Genomic DNA, 15,307 nt, shown 5'->3' with positions numbered 1-15,307 from the left:
TGATGAGTGAAGCGAGCGCGTGATTCGCGCGCGGCAGCTGTCAACGGAGACTCTATGAACTACGTCATCGGCGTCGATATCGGCACGCAGAGCACCAAGGCGCTGCTCGCCGATCAGCACGGCGCGATCGTCGCGCAGCACTCGTGTGCGTATCAGCCCGACACGCCGAAGCCGTTGTGGGCCGAGCAGTGGCCCGCGGTGTGGCTGAATGCGGTGCTCGAATGCGTGGCCGCCTGCGTGAGCGATGCGAAGGCGGCGGGCATCGCCGCGAGTTCGATCAAGGCGCTGTGCGTGAGCAGCCTGTACGGCGGCTCGGGCATCGCGGTGGACACCGAGATGCGCCCGCTCGCGCCGTGCCTGATCTGGATGGACCGGCGCGCGACCGCGCAGGTCGAGTGGGTGCGCGAGAACGTCGATCTCGAACGGCTGTATGCGATCACCGGCAACGGCGTCGACAGTTACTACGGCTACACGAAGATGCTGTGGCTGCGCGACAACCAGCCGGACGTGTGGGCGCATACGCGCTACTTCCTGCCGCCGAACGCGTACGTGATCTATCTGCTGACCGGCGAGATCGCGGTCGATCACAGTTCGGCCGGCAATATCGGCGGCGTGTACGACATCGCGCGGCGCGACTGGTCCGACGAAGCACTCGACATGCTCGGCATTCCGGCGACGATGATGCCGGAGCGGCTGGTCGAATCGTCGGAGGTGGTCGGTGGGTTGCTGTCGCAATGGAGCTCGCAGCTCGGACTGGACGCGGGCACCGCGATCGTCGCGGGCGGCGTCGATGCGGCGATGGCGACGTTCGCGGCCGGCGTCACGCGCGCCGGCCAGCACGTCGCGATGATCGGCACCAGCATGTGCTGGGGCTATATCAACCAGCAGGTCGACGCGCGCCACGGTTTGATCAGCATGCCGCACGTGTTCAACGGCGCTCAGGATATCTACGTATTCGGCGGCGCGATCACCGCGGGCGCATCGGTGACGTGGTATCGCGAGCAGTTCTGTCACGCGGAGATCGAGGCCGCGCGCGCGAGCCCGCACGGCGATCCGCACCGGCTACTGGAAGAATCCGCCGCGCAGGTGCCGGCCGGCGCCGACGGCGTGCTGTTCCTGCCGTATCTGATGGGCGAGCGCAGTCCGGTGTGGGATGCGCAGGCGAGCGGCGCGTTCGTCGGGCTGAGCCTCTTTCATACCCGCGCGCATCTGTATCGCGCGGTGCTCGAAGGGGTGTCGTTCGCGCTGAAGCACAACATCGAGGCGGGCCGCCAGGGCGCGCAGTCGCTCGACGACAAACTGATCGTGGTCGGCGGCGCCGCGCATTCGGACCTGTGGATGCAGATCATCGCCGACGTCACCGGCTATCCGGTCTACACGATCGAGCAGGACGTGGAGGCCGCGATGGGCGCCGCGCTGCTCGCCGGAGTCGGCGCCGGACTGGTGTCGCGCGAGGCCGCGCAGCGCGGCTGGGTCACGCTGGTCGAACGCGCGCAGCCCGACGCCGCGCGGATGGTGTTATACGAGCAGCGCTTTGGCGTGTACAAGGACCTCTATCCGGCGTTGAAGCCGGTCATGCATCGGCTGCAAACATCATGAACGCTACCTTCGATTTTTCCGGCCGCTCGATCCTCGTGACGGGCGCCTCCAGCGGAATCGGCCGCGCGACGGTCGAGGCGCTGTGCGCGAGCGGCGCGTCGGTCGTCGCGGCCGCGCGCAACGTCAACGAACTGGCGCGGCTTGCCGAGGAAACCGGCTGCGAGCCGTTGACGCTCGACGTCGGCGATCCCGCCGCGATCGACGCGGCGCTCGCCGAGTTGCCCGTATTCGATGGACTGGTCAATTGCGCGGGGATCGCGCTTCTCGAACGCGCGGTGGATACGACCGCCGACAGCTTCGATCGCGTGCTCGCGGTGAATACGCGCGGCGCGGTGCTGGTCGCCAAGCACGTCGCGCGCGCGATGCTCGCGGCCAAGCGCGCGGGCAGCATCGTCAACGTGTCGAGCCAGGCGGCGCTGGTCGCGCTCGACGATCATCTGAGCTATTCGGCGTCGAAGGCCGCGCTCGATGCGGTCACGCGCGCGCTGTGCATCGAGCTGGGGCCGCACGGGATTCGCGTGAACAGCGTGAACCCGACGGTTACGCTGACGCCGATGGCGGTGCTCGCGTGGAGCGATCCGGTCAAGCGCGACCCGGCGTTGGCCGCGATTCCGCTGCGGCGTTTCGCCGAGTCGGCGGAGGTGGCCGCGCCGATCATGTTTTTGCTGAGCGACGCGGCGTCGATGATCAGCGGCGTGTGCCTGCCGATCGATGGCGGTTATACGGCGCGATAAAGACTCACAGCATCGTGCGCACGTGCCACAGCTCGGGGAACAGCACCACGTCGAGCATCTTGCGCAGATACGGCGCGCCGCTGGTGCCGCCGGTGCCCTGCTTGAAGCCGATGATGCGCTCGACGGTCGTCACGTGGCGGAAGCGCCATTGCCGGAACGCGTCTTCGAGATCGACCAGTTCCTCGGCCATCTCGTACAGCTCCCAATGCTGGGACGGATTGCGATAGACCTCGAGCCAGGCCGCTTCGACCGATGCGTCGTGTTCGGTCGGCTGGGTCCAGTCGCGCTCGAGCCGCGCGGGCGAGATCGCGAAGCCGCGGCGCGCGAGCAGGCGCACGACTTCGTCGTAGAACGACGGCGCTTCGAGCGAGGCCTTCACCTCGGCGTAGACGTCGTCGCGATGCGCGTGCGGCTTCAGCATCTGCTCGTTCTTGTTGCCGAGCAGGAATTCGATCTGCCGGTACTGATACGACTGGAAGCCCGACGAACTGCCCAGGTACGGCCGCATCGCGGTGTATTCGGACGGCGTCATCGTCGCGAGGACGCTCCACGCCTGCACCAGCTGCTCCATGATCCGCGAGACCCGCGCGAGCATCTTGAACGCGGGCGGCAACTCGTCGCGATGCACGGCCGCGAGCGCCGCGCGCAGTTCGTACAGCGCGAGTTTCATCCATAGTTCGCTGGTCTGATGCTGGATGATGAACAGCATCTCGTTGTGATCCGGCGACAACGGATGCTGCGCGTCGAGCACCTTGCCGAGCGACAGATAATCGCCGTAGCTCATCGACTCGGAGAAGTCGAGTTGCGCGTCGTGCCAGCCGGTGTCGGCGGAGGCACTGGAAGCACTGGACGCGCCGGCCGTGTTCGTCGCCGCGCCGGCCGTGTTCGCGCCCGCGCCCGGATTCGCCGCACGGTTCGCCGCCGCGTTCTGCCCATACCCGAACGGGCAACCCTGCGCCGCGGGTTCTTCCGGCAAGCCCGGCGTCTGCATGTGATCGTTCATTGCGGACTCCTCAGGTCACCGCGCCGCGCGCGGCGAATTCTGGCGCCCGCCAGCTTTCGCGAGCGAGCACGTCGCGCAGCGTTTCGACCGCATCCCACACATCGACGAAGCGCGTATACAGCGGCGTAAAGCCGAAGCGCAGCACATGCGGCTCGCGATAATCGCCGATCACGCCGCGCGCGATCAGCGCCTGCATCACCTCATAACCATGCGGATGTTCGAAGCTCGCATGCGAGCCGCGCTGCACGTGCTCACGCGGCGTGACGAGCGTGAGCGGAAATTCGCCGCAACGCGACTCGACCAGCTCGATAAACAGATCGGTCAACGCGAGCGACTTCTGGCGGATCGCCTGCATATCGGTTTGCAGGAATACGTCGAGCCCGCATTCGACCAGCGCCATCGACACCATCGGCTGCGTGCCGCACAGATAGCGCGCGATGCCCGGATCGGGCTGATACGACGGATTCATCTCGAACGGCGCGCGATGCCCCCACCAGCCCGACAGCGGCTGCGCGAACTCGGCCTGATGGCGCTTGGGCACCCACACGAACGCGGGCGAGCCGGGGCCGCCGTTCAGATACTTGTACGTGCAGCCGACCGCGTAGTCGGCGCCGACGCCGTTCAGATCGACCGGCACCGCGCCCGCCGAGTGCGCGAGATCCCACAGCGCGAGCGCGCCCTTGTCGTGGATCAGCTTGGTCAGCGCGGCCATGTCGTGCATGTAGCCGGTGCGGTAGTTCACGTGGGTGATCATCGCGATTGCGGTGTCCTCGCCGATCGCGGCGGGCAACTCCGAAGGATCGTCGACGAGGCGCAGTTCGTAGCCGCGATCGAGCTGCTCGATCAGGCCTTGCGCGATGTACAGGTCGCTCGGGAAGTTCGAGCGCTCGGACACGATCACGCGACGCTTCGGATCGCGCGCATTGGCGACCCGCAGCGCGGCGGACAGCAGCTTGAACAGGTTGATCGAGATCGTGTCGGTGATCACGACTTCGTCCTCGGCCGCACCGATCAGCGGCGCGAGCTTGTTGCCCAGACGCCGCGGCAGCGCGAACCAGCCCGCGCTGTTCCAGCTGCGGATCAGGCCTTCGCCCCATTCGGCGCCGATCACGGTCTGCGCGCGCTGAGCGGCCGCGGACGGCGGCACGCCGAGCGAGTTGCCGTCGAGGTAGATGGTGGTCGGCGACAGCGCGAACTGGTCGCGCAGCGGCGCGAGCGGGTCGGCGTTATCGAGCGCCTGAGCTTCGTCACGATGGTTCATGGTGGGTCCGGGATACGGTCGGGAGGGTGGGTCTGTAGTGTTGGTCTGACGCGTGGGTTCGGCTCGATCGGTCCGCTCGGCTCAGTCTGTGCCGGGCAGCGCGCGCAGCACCGCGCGCACCGGGCTCGCGTCGAGCGTGGTCAGCTTCAGCGGCAGCGCGATCAGTTCGTAGTCGCCGGGCTCGACCGCGTCGAGCACGATCCCCTCGAGGATCGCCATCCGGTGCGCGCGAATCCGGTGGTGTGCGTCCATGGTTTTCGATTCCTGCGGATCGAGCGACGGCGTATCGATGCCGATCAGCTTCGCGCCGTGCGCGGCGAGCAGGTCGACGGTCTCCGGCGCGACCGCGCAGAAACCGCTGTCCCACTCGCGCGTCGGCGCGTTTTTGTAAGTGCGTAGTAAGACTCGCGGCGGCAGCGCGTCGAGCGAGCCGGCCAGGTGTTGTGGCGTCACAACAGGCGACGCACCGATGCAATGAATCACCCGGCATATACCGAGGTACGTATCGAGCGGCACGTCGCCGATCGCGGCGCCGTCCGCGTCGTAATGAAGCGGCGCGTCGGTGTGCGCGCCGGTGTGCGGCGACAGCGTCAGACGCGCGACGTTGACCGGCGAGCCCGCCTCCATGCGCCACACGCGCTCGATGCCGACCGGCGTGTCGCCTGGCCAGACGGGCGTGTTGCTGTCGACGGCGGGGGTGATGTCCCAGAGGGTGCGCATGGCGGCTGTCGCGGAAAGTGTCTATGGGGGAATGATAGTAGTGAGCCCGCGCAATGTGATTGCGAAATAATCTCCTTCTTCGCCGTGTCTTGGAACATAATTTGAGTCAAACGGAAAAGGGAGACCGAATATGAACGCGATCTCGCTCGACGCCACCGATTGCCGTATTTTGACGGTGCTTCAGCAGGAAGGACGGATCAGCAATCTGGATCTCGCGGAGCGCATCTCGCTATCGCCATCGGCCTGTTTGCGACGCTTGCGTCTGCTGGAGGAGCAGGGCGTCATCGAACACTATCGCGCGTGCCTGAACCGCGAAGTGCTCGGCTTCGAACTCGAAGCATTCGTGCAGGTGTCGATGCGCAACGACCAGCAGAACTGGCACGAGCGCTTCGCCGACGAACTGCGCGACTGGCCGGAAGTGGTCGGCGCGTTCGTCGTCACCGGCGAGACCCATTACCTGCTGCGGGTCCTCGCGCACAATCTCAAACACTATTCGGATTTCGTGCTCAACCGCCTGTATAAGGCGCCGGGCGTGATGGACATCCGCTCGAACATCGTGCTCGAGACGCTAAAGGAAGATTCGGGCGTGCCGGTGTCGCTGGTGAAGAAGACGAGCGGGCACGGGGCCGCGCATAACGACCGGTGATCGCGGCGGGGCTGCCGCCGGTTGTGCGAATGGGGTGACGCGCGCAATTTACTGCGGCGGCGCGGTGCGCTGATATCGCTTGCGCCGCTCACCCGCTTGCGCCGCTTGCGCTGTTTGCCGCGCTGCCCGGGTGATCTGAATGCCGCGCCTGTTCGCGCGGCGCTTCGCTCAAAGCGGATCGAGACCGTGGAATTTGCCGCTCTGGAACACCAGCGGCGAAATCTCGGCGGCATTCTCATGCACGCCGCAACGCTCCACCTCGCCGACGAAAATCACGTGGTCGCCTTCGTCGTAGCGGCTGCGGTTATGGCATTCGAACCACGCGAGCGCGCCGTCGAGCACCGGCATTCCGGAGTCGCCCGCCGCGTGCGACACGCCTTCGAAACGATCCCCTTTCACAGTCGCGAAGCGCTTGCACAGATCGAGCTGCGACGCGGCCAGCACGTTGATCACGTAGTGGCTGTTCGCGCGGAACACCGGCATCGACGCCGAGCGGGTCGCGAGAGACCACAGCACCAGCGGCGGATCGAGCGAGACCGAGTTGAACGAGCTGGCGGTGATGCCGATCAACTGGCCGGTCGCCGCGCGCGTGGTGATCACGGTGACGCCGGTCGCGAACTGGCCGAGCGCCTGCTTGAATGCGGTCTGGTCGAAGTTGGGAGGACTCGCGCGCTTCATCGGGGCAGGGTCCCCGGCACGCGCAGTGTGGAGGCCCGGCGCAGGCGCGAATAGGAGCGCAGAGCTGCGCGGCTGGAAGCGAATGATTCGAAAGTCATGGTGAAAATCGTCGATTTCCGCAATTTTAACTGCAATCGAGGCGGGCGCCGCGGGGAATGCGTGCCCGCTTGCAACGCGCATGCCGGGCTCAGCGTCCGATGTCGCACCGCCGATTCTTCTTCACCCAACGCGCGCGGCCGTTTCTATACTCGATAGTCTGAGCCGCACGATTCGCTAAAGGCGGCAGCGCGCGTCCACGACCTTTTCAGACGCGTTTTCGGCCATATATTCCGATCCGGTGGCGGTCGCAGTGCGGGCTGCCGGTCATTTTTCTGTATCTGATTCTGGGGTGAAGCTTATGAACGAGACGGCAACGCTCGGTGGCGGGTGTTTCTGGTGCCTGGAAGCGGTGTATCTGGGCGTCGAAGGCGTCAATGCGGTCGAGTCCGGCTATGCGGGCGGTCATACGCGCGCGCCGAGCTACGAGCAGGTTTGCGACGGCGAGACCGGTCACGCGGAGGTGGTGAAGGTCGAGTTCGATCCGGCGAAGATCAGCTATCGCGAGATTCTCGACATCTTCTTCGCGATTCACGATCCGACCCAGCTGAACCGGCAAGGTAACGACGTCGGCACGCAATACCGTTCGGCGATCTTCACGCATACCGATGCGCAGCGTGACACCGCGCTGCAGGCGATTCGCGAGATCGGCGAGCAACGTATCTACGACGGCAAGATCGTGACCGAGGTGTTGCCGCTCGACGGCAACTACTGGCCGGCCGAGGCGTATCACCAGAACTACTTCGCGCAGCATCCGAATCAGGGCTACTGCTCGTTCGTGGTCGCGCCGAAGGTCGCGAAATTCCGCCAGAAGTTCGCGCATCGGATCAAGGCGGGGTGAGGGTGCAGTGGGGGGCGCTTAGTCGCTCTCCGATTCCGGTCGCGCGGCTTCGCTTTTTGCGTCCCGCTCCCGCGCGAGCCGCGCATACGCTTCGGCGATCGCTTCGGCCAGCTTCACGCAGCTAAGCGGCGCCGATCCCTCCGCCTTGTTGTTGACTGCGATCACCACCGGCTGGCCGGCCAGCGCATAGCGCGCGGCCACCTCGGCGAGCGACGCGCGCGTCGCCGGATCTTCGTCGACGAGCCGGTTGAACGGCTCGTACTTCGCCTTCGCCTGCTCGTATTTGAAGCCGCCGTGCAGACTCCAGCGCACGATCAGCGGACCGGCCGGCTCGCCGTCGAGCAGCGCGAGCGCCGCCGCCTGGCGCAGCGGATCGGGCATCCGCGCATGAATGCCGACGCAGTAGCGCACGCCCGCCGCCTTCAGCATCCGGATGAAGCGCGGCGTCAGCAGACTCGCGTCGCGAATCTCGACCGCGTAGCAACTGCCGTCGGGCAGCGTCGGCAGCGCGCCGAAAAACTCTCCGAGACGTTCGACGAACACCGCCGGCTGCGCGAGCATCTGATCCGGCAGCGGCGAGAACTGGAACACCAGCGCGCCGGCTTTCGCGCCGAGTCCTTCGAGGCAGGGCGTGACGAAATCGTCGATGGCCATCTGCGCGTTCAGGAAGCACGGGTTCAGCGACACCGGCTCGCCGCGTTCGGCGCGCACGGTCGCGTCGGTGATCGTCATCGGCGCCTTGACGATGAAGCGGAAGTGCTCGGGCACCTGCTGCGCGTAACGCAGATACTCGGTGACGGTCAGCGCCTGGTAGAACGAACGGTCGATGCTGACCGTCTTCAGCAGCGGATGCGCGCCGTACGCGCTCAGGCCTTCGCGCGAGAGTTTGCTGTTGCTGTAGTCGTCGCCGTAGACGATGCCGCTCCAGCCTGGAAACGACCATGTCGATGTGCCGAGGTGAATCTGCGGCGGCAGTTGGCCGGCGAGCGTGAGTAGTTCCGGCGGCGGCGGCGCGGCGAGGATTTCGCGGCTGCGGCGTTTTTTCGGGGGCGCGGATGGAGCGGGGGAGGGGTGATCGCCGGAGGCGCCGGCGGACTCATCGGCTGATTCTTCGACGGGCGCCGCGTCGTCTTCCCAAAGTGACGCGGGGGTGTCGGCCCTGTTTCTTTTCGGCGCGCGCTTGCGCTCGGGCTGAGGGGCGGCGATTGGTGCCGCGGAGGGCGCAGTGTCTGTCGCGCTGGAATCTGCGGCGGACGACCCGGCAGACGGCGACGCGTTCGCAACGGCATCCGAAGACGCGGCCTCGGCCTTACCCTTCGCAGCAGGCTCTACCGGCATCCCGAACAGATCGAACTGCCCGGCGTCGCCGGCAGCCTGCTCCGCACCGCCGCCATTGCCGCTGTCGTCGCCATTGCCGTCGCCGTTCAACGGCTCTTCAACATCATTCGTGCCACTCTGGTCCATCGATATCCGGTCTGCTGTTCAGGATTGCGCCGCGGCGAGCGTCTCATGCGCGCGGCCGCGGCGCAAGCGCGTCACAGCGGTTTTTCGTACATGTAGCGGCGCGACCACGGCAGGGTCGTCGCGCTGCGGCCGGCTTTGCGGCACACCACCTGGAAGATCGATACGTCGTCGTTTTCGAACGCATACGCGCAGCCGGCCAGATACACGCGCCAGATGCGGAATTTTTCGTCGTCGACGAGCTTGCGGGCTTCGTCCGCATTGGCCTCGAAATTCTCGGCCCACAGGTCGAGCGTGCGCGCATAGTGGCGGCGCAGACTTTCGACGTCGACCGGTTCGAGCCCGCCGCGCTGCATCGATTCGAGCGCGAGGCTGATGTGCGGCAGCTCGCCGTCGGGGAACACATAACGGTCGATGAACTCACCGCCGCCGAGCGCGGTTTCGCCGCTATCGGCGTCGCTCGACGTGATGCCGTGGTTCATCGCGATGCCGTCGTCCGCGAGCAGGTCGTGCATCTTCTGGAAGTAGCCCGGCAGGTTTTTGCGGCCGACGTGCTCGAACATGCCGACGCTGGTGATGCGGTCGAACTGACCTTGCAGGTCGCGGTAGTCCTGCAGGCGGATTTCGATCTGGTTTTCGAGTCCGGCCGCCTTGACGCGCGCGGTGGCGAGATCGAACTGGTTCTGCGATAGCGTCACGCCGACGCAGTTAGCGCCGAACTTCTGCGCGGCGCGCAGCACCAGCGCACCCCAGCCGCAGCCGATATCGAGCAGACGCTGGCCGGGCTGCACCTGGATTTTGGTCAGGATGTGATCGATTTTCTTGATCTGCGCGGTCGCGAGGTCTTCGGTGCCGGTCTCGAAGTACGCGCACGAATAGACCATGTTCTCGTCGAGCCACAGCTTGTAGAACTCGTTCGACACGTCGTAGTGATACTGGATCGCCTTTTTATCCGACGTCTTCGAGTGATTGAAGTAGCGTCGCACGCGCGCCAGCTTGCTTGCGCTCGTCACGGTGCTGCGCGCGAGCTGATAGCTGATATTGATGATGTCCGACAGCTTGCCCTCGATGTCGATCTTGCCCTTCACATACGCCTCGCCGAGATTGTCGAGGCTCGGTTCGAGCAGATAGGGCAGCGCGGTAGCGCTCTTCACGTGTAGCGTGACCCGGGGCGCGGCGAACTGCCCGAAGTCGTGTTGCTGACCGTCCCACAGCACGAGGCGTGCAGGCAGGTTAGCTTTGGATTTGACATCTTCAACCCACTGCGCCAGCTTCTTCTCCCAGAACATGCGATCTCTCCGTGTTCGTTGAATTAAAGCAAAGCTTGTGTGGATCGCAGGGCGCAACGCTTTTTTGCGCGGGTCGCGCGACGCAATCCGGCCGGCGTGTGCCGCTATCAGGGCACGCGCCGGCGTGATCTTTTTATTCGTTCAGGGCGACAGGCGGGCGATCTGCCACGGGCTGCGTTCGTCCACGCGCGTGAACTGCAGGCGATCGTGCAGACGCGACGGGCGTCCTTGCCAGAATTCGATCGCGTCGGGCACGAGGCGGTAGCCACCCCAGTGCGGCGGACGCGGAGGATTGTCGCCGTATTGCAGGCTGATTTCGCGTTCGCGCACTTCGAGCTGCGAACGGCTTTCAATCACCTGACTCTGATTCGATGCCCATGCGCCGATTCGCGAGCCGAGCGGCCGCGAATTGAAATAAGCGTCGCTGTCCTGTTCGCTCGTCTTGACGACGCGGCCCTCGATGCGCACCTGGCGCTCGAGTTCGATCCAGTGAAACAGCAGACTCGCGTGCGGGTTCGCGTTTATTTCGCGACCCTTACGGCTTTCGTAATTGGTGAAGAACACGAAGCCCCGTTCGTCGACACCCTTGATGAGCACGATGCGTGCCGAAGGCCGGCCGCGGGAGTCGACCGTGGCCAGCGTCATCGCGTTCGGCTCGGGGAGTTTGGCGTCGATCGCCTGCTGGAACCACGTGTTGAATTGACGAAGCGGATCGTGGTCGACGTCGGCTACGTCGAGAGAGCCCAGCGAATAGTTTTTTCGAAGCTCGGCGAGTGAGATCATGTTCTTATGCAAACGCTACAGTCAGGAAAGTATAGCCAGGCGGCCAGTTTTTTGCCTGCGATTACATCAACCTGTGATGCACTGCGCGCCGCTCTGGTGCGAAGCTGCACACTCGCGCGGCGGCGTTCGATTCCGCGCGGTCCCGCGAGTCGCCACGCCCGGCGCGGCCGATCAGGCAAAATACCGGCTGCGCGCGCCCGTGTTTTACCGTGGCGTAGCTGCTTTTTTTCGTTCCGCCCGTGTTTTCGAGTCCTGCCACCATGTCCAGCACTACTGCGCAATCCGATCTTACTACCAGCCCCGATGCGAATGAAACCGCCGACCGCGCGCGCCGTTTCGGCGGCATCGCGCGTCTGTATGGCGCACCCGCGCTCGCCGCGTTCGAGGGCGCGCATGTCGCGGTGATCGGCATCGGCGGAGTCGGCTCGTGGGTCGCCGAGGCGCTCGCGCGCAGCGCGGTCGGCACGCTGACGCTGATCGATCTCGACAATGTCGCCGAGAGCAACACTAACCGGCAGATCCACGCGCTCGACGGCAACTACGGGAAACCTAAGGTCGAGGCGATGGCAGAGCGGATCGCGGCGATCAATCCGTACTGCGACGTGCGGCTGATCGAGGACTTCGTCGAGCCGGACAATTTCGCGGCCACGCTCGGCGGCGGCTTCGATTACGTGATCGACGCGATCGACAGCGTGCGGACGAAAACCGCGCTGATCGCGTGGTGCGTCGAGCGCAAGCAGCCGCTGATCACGATTGGCGGCGCGGGTGGCCAGCTCGACCCGACCCGCATCCGTATCGACGATCTCGCGTTGACGATCCAGGATCCGCTGCTCTCGAAAGTGCGCGGCCAGTTGCGCAAGCAGCATGGCTTTCCGCGCGGGCCGAAAGCGAAATTCAAGGTCAGCGCGGTGTATTCGGACGAGCCGCTGATCTATCCGGAAGCGGCGGTCTGCGATATCGATACGGAAGCCGAGCACGTCAGTACGTCGCCGGGCCATACCGGGCCGGTCGGGCTCAATTGCGCGGGTTTTGGTTCGAGCGTGTGCGTGACCGCGAGCTTCGGTTTCGCGGCGGCGGCGTATGTGTTGCGGGAGTTGGGGAAGCGGGCGGCGGGGTAGGGATTCAGGCGGCGGCTCTCTGAAGAAAGCCGCTACCTGACAGAAGCATTTCAATCGATCAGATCAACTGATCAGTTCAGCGGATCAGTTCAGCGACGCGCTCAGCTTGCGCCGCCATTGCGCGACCAGTTCGGGCTGATGCGCGGCCAGATCGAACACCGACAGCATCGTCTTGCGGCCGATATCCTCGCGGAACGCGCGATCGCGTTGCACGATTTCCAGCAGATGTTCAAGCGCGCCCGCGTATTTGCGCCGCGCGATCAGCGCGCTCGCCAGATCGAAACGGGCTTCGAGATCTTCCGGATGCTGCGCGACGCGTGCTTCGAGCGCGTCGGTCGGCGGCAGTTCGGCGGCGGCATCGACCGCGTCGAGCCGGGTCTTGATCGCGTTGAAGCGCGCGTCGATCCCCTGGGTCGTTTTCGGCGACAGCAGATCGACTTCGTTGCGTGCTTCGTCGATGCGGTTGTCTTCGAGCAGCATTTCGATGCGGTCCATGCGCGCGTCGTCGAAGCCCGGGTCGTACGCGAGCGCATCCTGCAGCAGCGCGTACGCATCTTCGCGGCGGCCTTCGGCCAGCGCGGTCTGCGCGTCGACGCGCGAGGCCGGCGCGCCCTGCGGCACCAGCCGTTCAAGGAACTCGCGCAGCTGTCCTTCCGACAGCACGCCGACGAACTGATCGACCGGCTGGCCTTCAGCGAACGCGATCACGTGCGGAATGCTGCGCACCTGGAAATGCGTGGCGAGTTCGTGGTTCTCGTCGACGTTGACCTTGACGAGTTTCCATTTGCCGGCGGCCTCGGCTTCGAGCTTTTCGAGCAGCGGGCCGAGACTCTTGCAGGGGCCGCACCACGGCGCCCAGAAGTCGACCAGTACGGGCGCCAGAAGCGACGCCTTGATGACGTCCTGTTCGAAAGTGGCCAGAGTGGTGTCCATTACGTCCTCGTCGATAATTTCGGGATTGCGGCTAGTTGGGGCCGAATCGTGTTACTTCAATACGGGCTGTCGATGCGCGGCCCAACGCTGCGCTCTCGCGAGCGCGCCGCGTGCGCTCATTTGCGCTCGTTCACTTGCGTACCGGCAGCGGAATCCATTCGGTTTCGCCGGGCACGTGGCCCATTTCCTGATTGGTCCACGCAAGCTTCGCGGCTTCGATCTTCTCGCGCGAACTGGCGACGAAATTCCATTCGATAAACCGTTCGCCGTCGAGCTTCTCGCCGCCGAGCAGCATCACGCGCGCGCCGTGGGTGCTGGCCAGCGTGACGGTTTCGTCGAGTGCGAGCACGGCCATCTGGGCAACTTCGAGCGGCGTGCCGTCGATTTCCAGATCGCCGTCCACCAGATACACGCCGCGCTCCTCGTGCTCCGGTTCGAGCGCGAACGCGCTGCCCGGCGTGAACTCGGCGGCGACGTACAGCGTGCCCGAGAAGGTCGTCGCCGGCGAGGTCGCGCCGAACGCGGTGCCGGCGATCACGCGCAGCGTCACGCCGTTGCGCTCGACGACCGGCAGCGTCGCGGCCGGGTGATGCGCGAACGACGGCTCGGTGTCTTCATCGGCGAGCGGCAGCGCGACCCAGGTCTGGATGCCGTGAACGGTCTGGCCGCGCGCGCGGTCTTCCGGCGGCGTGCGCTCCGAATGCACGATGCCGCGTCCGGCGGTCATCCAGTTGACGTCGCCGGGCAGGATTTTTTGCTCCGAGCCGAGGCTGTCGCGATGCATGATCGCGCCGTCGAACAGATAGGTGACGGTCGCAAGGCCGATATGCGGATGCGGGCGCACGTCGAGACCCGTGCCGGGTTCGAGCGTCGCCGGACCCATGTGATCGAAGAAGATGAACGGGCCGACGAGGCGCGCGGCCATTGCCGGCAGCACCCGTCGCACGGCCAGATTGCCGATGTCGCGTATATGCGGTTTCAGAACGGCTTTGATCGAGGTAGTCATGAGCAGGCTCGACGGAGAAGTGGCGGGAGAGAGGTTCAATGGGCGATTCTACTGCGCGTCGCGCGTGCTTGACGGTAACCGCGCGAGCGGGGCGTGGGTGCCTGCGATTTGTCCGCTCACGCCGTCATGCAGCGTCCGCTACACTGCCGGATCGAATCGTCATTCATCACTATTTTTGGAGAGCCGGGATGTCGCCCAGGGATTTGCTGCTCGCGCTGGTCGTCGTGGTTGCGTGGGGCGTCAACTTCGTCGTGATCAAGGTGGGCCTGCACGGCGTGCCGCCGATGCTGCTCGGCGCGCTGCGCTTCACGCTCGCCGCGGTGCCGGCGGTGTTCTTCGTCAAGCGCCCGCAGATGCCGTGGCGCTGGCTGTTCGCGTATGGCGCGACGATCTCGTTCGGCCAGTTCGCGTTCCTGTTCTCGGCGATGTACGTCGGCATGCCGGCGGGCCTCGCGTCGCTGGTGCTGCAGGCGCAGGCGTTTTTCACGCTGATCTTCGCGGCGCTGTTCCTGCATGAGCGCTTCCGTGTGCCGAACGTCGTCGGTCTGCTGATCGCCGCGGCCGGGCTCGCGGTGATCGGTTTGCAAGGCGGCCATACGATGTCGGTAGCCGGCTTCGTGCTGACGCTGTGCGCCGCGTGCATGTGGGCGCTCGGCAACATCGTCACGAAGAAGGTCGGCAAGGTCGATCTCGTCGGGCTCGTCGTGTGGGGCAGCCTGATTCCGCCGCTGCCGTTTTTTGCGGCGTCGTTCGTGTTCGAAGGGCCGCACGAGATCGCCGCCGCGCTGACCGGGATCAGCGCGCTGTCGATTTTCGCGGTCGTCTATCTCGCGTTTATCGCGACGCTGGTCGGCTACAGCTTGTGGAGCCGCTTGCTGTCGCGCTATCCGGCCAGCCAGGTCGCGCCGTTCTCGCTGCTGGTGCCGATCGTCGGACTCGCGTCGGCTTCGCTGCTGCTCGGCGAGCAGTTGTCGCTGGTCCAGGTGGCCGGCGCGTTGCTGGTGATGGCGGGGCTCGCGGTCAACGTGTTCGGCGGCTGGGTCGTGCAGCGGCTGCTGCCGGCGCGGTGAGCCACAGTGTTCGCGTTTGCAGAGGGCGGGCTTGGGTCACGCGCAAATAAAAAAACGGCCGTAAGGCCG

At 65.4% G+C, this 15,307-nt stretch carries 15 protein-coding genes; 6 read left to right on the top strand and 9 right to left on the bottom strand.

Going from position 1 to position 15,307, the window contains the following annotated elements; genetic code table 11:
* Nucleotides 1–54 precede the first annotated feature (54 nt).
* A complete protein-coding gene (locus tag BTH42_RS19945) occupies nt 55–1,599 on the top strand; it encodes an FGGY-family carbohydrate kinase (protein WP_075302574.1) in 1,545 nt (514 codons plus the stop codon).
* A complete protein-coding gene (locus tag BTH42_RS19940; RefSeq protein WP_075302572.1) occupies nt 1,596–2,333 on the top strand; it encodes an SDR family oxidoreductase in 738 nt (245 codons plus the stop codon). The genes BTH42_RS19945 and BTH42_RS19940 overlap by 4 nt, the downstream gene beginning before the upstream one ends.
* 4 nt (nt 2,334–2,337) lie before the next feature.
* Here BTH42_RS19940 and kynA read toward each other — a convergent pair whose 3' ends face one another.
* From kynA to kynB, 3 genes are all read right to left on the bottom strand, one after another.
* Nucleotides 2,338–3,336 (bottom strand): tryptophan 2,3-dioxygenase, encoded by a 999-nt coding sequence (gene kynA, locus BTH42_RS19935; protein WP_075302570.1) that lies wholly within the window; start codon nt 3,334–3,336, stop codon nt 2,338–2,340.
* Nucleotides 3,337–3,346: 10 nt separating this feature from the next.
* Complete coding sequence (gene kynU / locus BTH42_RS19930) at nt 3,347–4,597, bottom strand: kynureninase (protein ID WP_075302568.1); 1,251 nt, start codon at nt 4,595–4,597, stop codon at nt 3,347–3,349.
* Between the two features lie 81 nt (nt 4,598–4,678).
* Nucleotides 4,679–5,317, bottom strand: coding sequence for an arylformamidase (gene kynB, locus BTH42_RS19925; RefSeq protein WP_075302566.1), 639 nt, complete (start codon nt 5,315–5,317; stop codon nt 4,679–4,681).
* 130 nt (nt 5,318–5,447) lie between these two features.
* On the opposite strand from kynB, the gene BTH42_RS19920 reads away from it, so the two are divergent.
* The gene (locus BTH42_RS19920) at nt 5,448–5,963 is read left to right on the top strand and encodes an Lrp/AsnC family transcriptional regulator (RefSeq protein WP_075302565.1); all 516 of its coding nucleotides are present in this window, start codon (nt 5,448–5,450) and stop codon (nt 5,961–5,963) included.
* A 168-nt stretch (nt 5,964–6,131) separates the two neighbouring features.
* Here the strand turns inward: BTH42_RS19920 and BTH42_RS19915 are convergent, their stop codons facing one another.
* The gene (locus BTH42_RS19915) at nt 6,132–6,641 is read right to left on the bottom strand and encodes a flavin reductase family protein (RefSeq protein WP_075302563.1); all 510 of its coding nucleotides are present in this window, start codon (nt 6,639–6,641) and stop codon (nt 6,132–6,134) included.
* Between the two features lie 397 nt (nt 6,642–7,038).
* Here BTH42_RS19915 and msrA point away from each other — a divergent pair, with 397 nt between their 5' ends.
* A complete protein-coding gene (msrA, locus tag BTH42_RS19910) occupies nt 7,039–7,578 on the top strand; it encodes a peptide-methionine (S)-S-oxide reductase MsrA (protein WP_075302561.1) in 540 nt (179 codons plus the stop codon).
* A gap of 18 nt (nt 7,579–7,596) precedes the next feature.
* Here the strand turns inward: msrA and BTH42_RS19905 are convergent, their stop codons facing one another.
* From BTH42_RS19905 to pdxH, 3 genes are all read right to left on the bottom strand, one after another.
* Entirely contained in the window at nt 7,597–9,042 is a 1,446-nt protein-coding gene (locus BTH42_RS19905; protein ID WP_075302559.1) for a DUF72 domain-containing protein, read from the bottom strand.
* A gap of 71 nt (nt 9,043–9,113) precedes the next feature.
* Nucleotides 9,114–10,328 (bottom strand): cyclopropane-fatty-acyl-phospholipid synthase family protein, encoded by a 1,215-nt coding sequence (locus tag BTH42_RS19900; RefSeq protein ID WP_075302557.1) that lies wholly within the window; start codon nt 10,326–10,328, stop codon nt 9,114–9,116.
* A 141-nt stretch (nt 10,329–10,469) separates the two neighbouring features.
* Nucleotides 10,470–11,111, bottom strand: coding sequence for a pyridoxamine 5'-phosphate oxidase (pdxH, locus tag BTH42_RS19895; protein WP_075302555.1), 642 nt, complete (start codon nt 11,109–11,111; stop codon nt 10,470–10,472).
* Nucleotides 11,112–11,371: 260 nt separating this feature from the next.
* On the opposite strand from pdxH, the gene tcdA reads away from it, so the two are divergent.
* Nucleotides 11,372–12,229 carry a tRNA cyclic N6-threonylcarbamoyladenosine(37) synthase TcdA gene (tcdA, locus tag BTH42_RS19890; RefSeq protein WP_075302553.1) on the top strand — a complete coding sequence of 286 codons (858 nt, stop codon included), beginning with the start codon at nt 11,372–11,374 and terminating at the stop codon, nt 12,227–12,229.
* An 84-nt stretch (nt 12,230–12,313) separates the two neighbouring features.
* On the opposite strand, the gene trxA is transcribed toward tcdA, so the two are convergent.
* Both trxA and BTH42_RS19880 read right to left on the bottom strand, forming a co-directional pair.
* Complete coding sequence (gene trxA, locus BTH42_RS19885) at nt 12,314–13,162, bottom strand: thioredoxin (RefSeq protein WP_075302551.1); 849 nt, start codon at nt 13,160–13,162, stop codon at nt 12,314–12,316.
* Between the two features lie 130 nt (nt 13,163–13,292).
* Nucleotides 13,293–14,168, bottom strand: coding sequence for a pirin family protein (locus BTH42_RS19880; protein WP_075302549.1), 876 nt, complete (start codon nt 14,166–14,168; stop codon nt 13,293–13,295).
* A 188-nt stretch (nt 14,169–14,356) separates the two neighbouring features.
* Between BTH42_RS19880 and BTH42_RS19875 the strand changes: the two genes are divergently transcribed.
* Nucleotides 14,357–15,238 (top strand): EamA family transporter, encoded by an 882-nt coding sequence (locus BTH42_RS19875; protein ID WP_075302547.1) that lies wholly within the window; start codon nt 14,357–14,359, stop codon nt 15,236–15,238.
* Nucleotides 15,239–15,307: the final 69 nt, after the last annotated feature.

Source organism: Burkholderia sp. SRS-W-2-2016 (assembly GCF_001931485.1).
In the GTDB taxonomy this organism is placed as follows: Bacteria; Pseudomonadota; Gammaproteobacteria; order Burkholderiales; family Burkholderiaceae; genus Paraburkholderia.
Note: the sequence above shows the minus strand (reverse complement) of the source record. Positions and strands in the feature narration are given on the sequence as shown.

Coding starts and splice junctions, on each gene's coding strand:
- BTH42_RS19945 (WP_075302574.1), top strand. CDS start 55: ATGAACTACGTCATCGGCGTCGATATCGGCACGCAGAGCACCAAGGCG.
- BTH42_RS19940 (WP_075302572.1), top strand. CDS start 1,596: ATGAACGCTACCTTCGATTTTTCCGGCCGCTCGATCCTCGTGACGGGC.
- kynA (WP_075302570.1), bottom strand. CDS start 3,336: ATGAACGATCACATGCAGACGCCGGGCTTGCCGGAAGAACCCGCGGCG.
- kynU (WP_075302568.1), bottom strand. CDS start 4,597: ATGAACCATCGTGACGAAGCTCAGGCGCTCGATAACGCCGACCCGCTC.
- kynB (WP_075302566.1), bottom strand. CDS start 5,317: ATGCGCACCCTCTGGGACATCACCCCCGCCGTCGACAGCAACACGCCC.
- BTH42_RS19920 (WP_075302565.1), top strand. CDS start 5,448: ATGAACGCGATCTCGCTCGACGCCACCGATTGCCGTATTTTGACGGTG.
- BTH42_RS19915 (WP_075302563.1), bottom strand. CDS start 6,641: ATGAAGCGCGCGAGTCCTCCCAACTTCGACCAGACCGCATTCAAGCAG.
- msrA (WP_075302561.1), top strand. CDS start 7,039: ATGAACGAGACGGCAACGCTCGGTGGCGGGTGTTTCTGGTGCCTGGAA.
- BTH42_RS19905 (WP_075302559.1), bottom strand. CDS start 9,042: ATGGACCAGAGTGGCACGAATGATGTTGAAGAGCCGTTGAACGGCGAC.
- BTH42_RS19900 (WP_075302557.1), bottom strand. CDS start 10,328: ATGTTCTGGGAGAAGAAGCTGGCGCAGTGGGTTGAAGATGTCAAATCC.
- pdxH (WP_075302555.1), bottom strand. CDS start 11,111: ATGATCTCACTCGCCGAGCTTCGAAAAAACTATTCGCTGGGCTCTCTC.
- tcdA (WP_075302553.1), top strand. CDS start 11,372: ATGTCCAGCACTACTGCGCAATCCGATCTTACTACCAGCCCCGATGCG.
- trxA (WP_075302551.1), bottom strand. CDS start 13,162: ATGGACACCACTCTGGCCACTTTCGAACAGGACGTCATCAAGGCGTCG.
- BTH42_RS19880 (WP_075302549.1), bottom strand. CDS start 14,168: ATGACTACCTCGATCAAAGCCGTTCTGAAACCGCATATACGCGACATC.
- BTH42_RS19875 (WP_075302547.1), top strand. CDS start 14,357: ATGTCGCCCAGGGATTTGCTGCTCGCGCTGGTCGTCGTGGTTGCGTGG.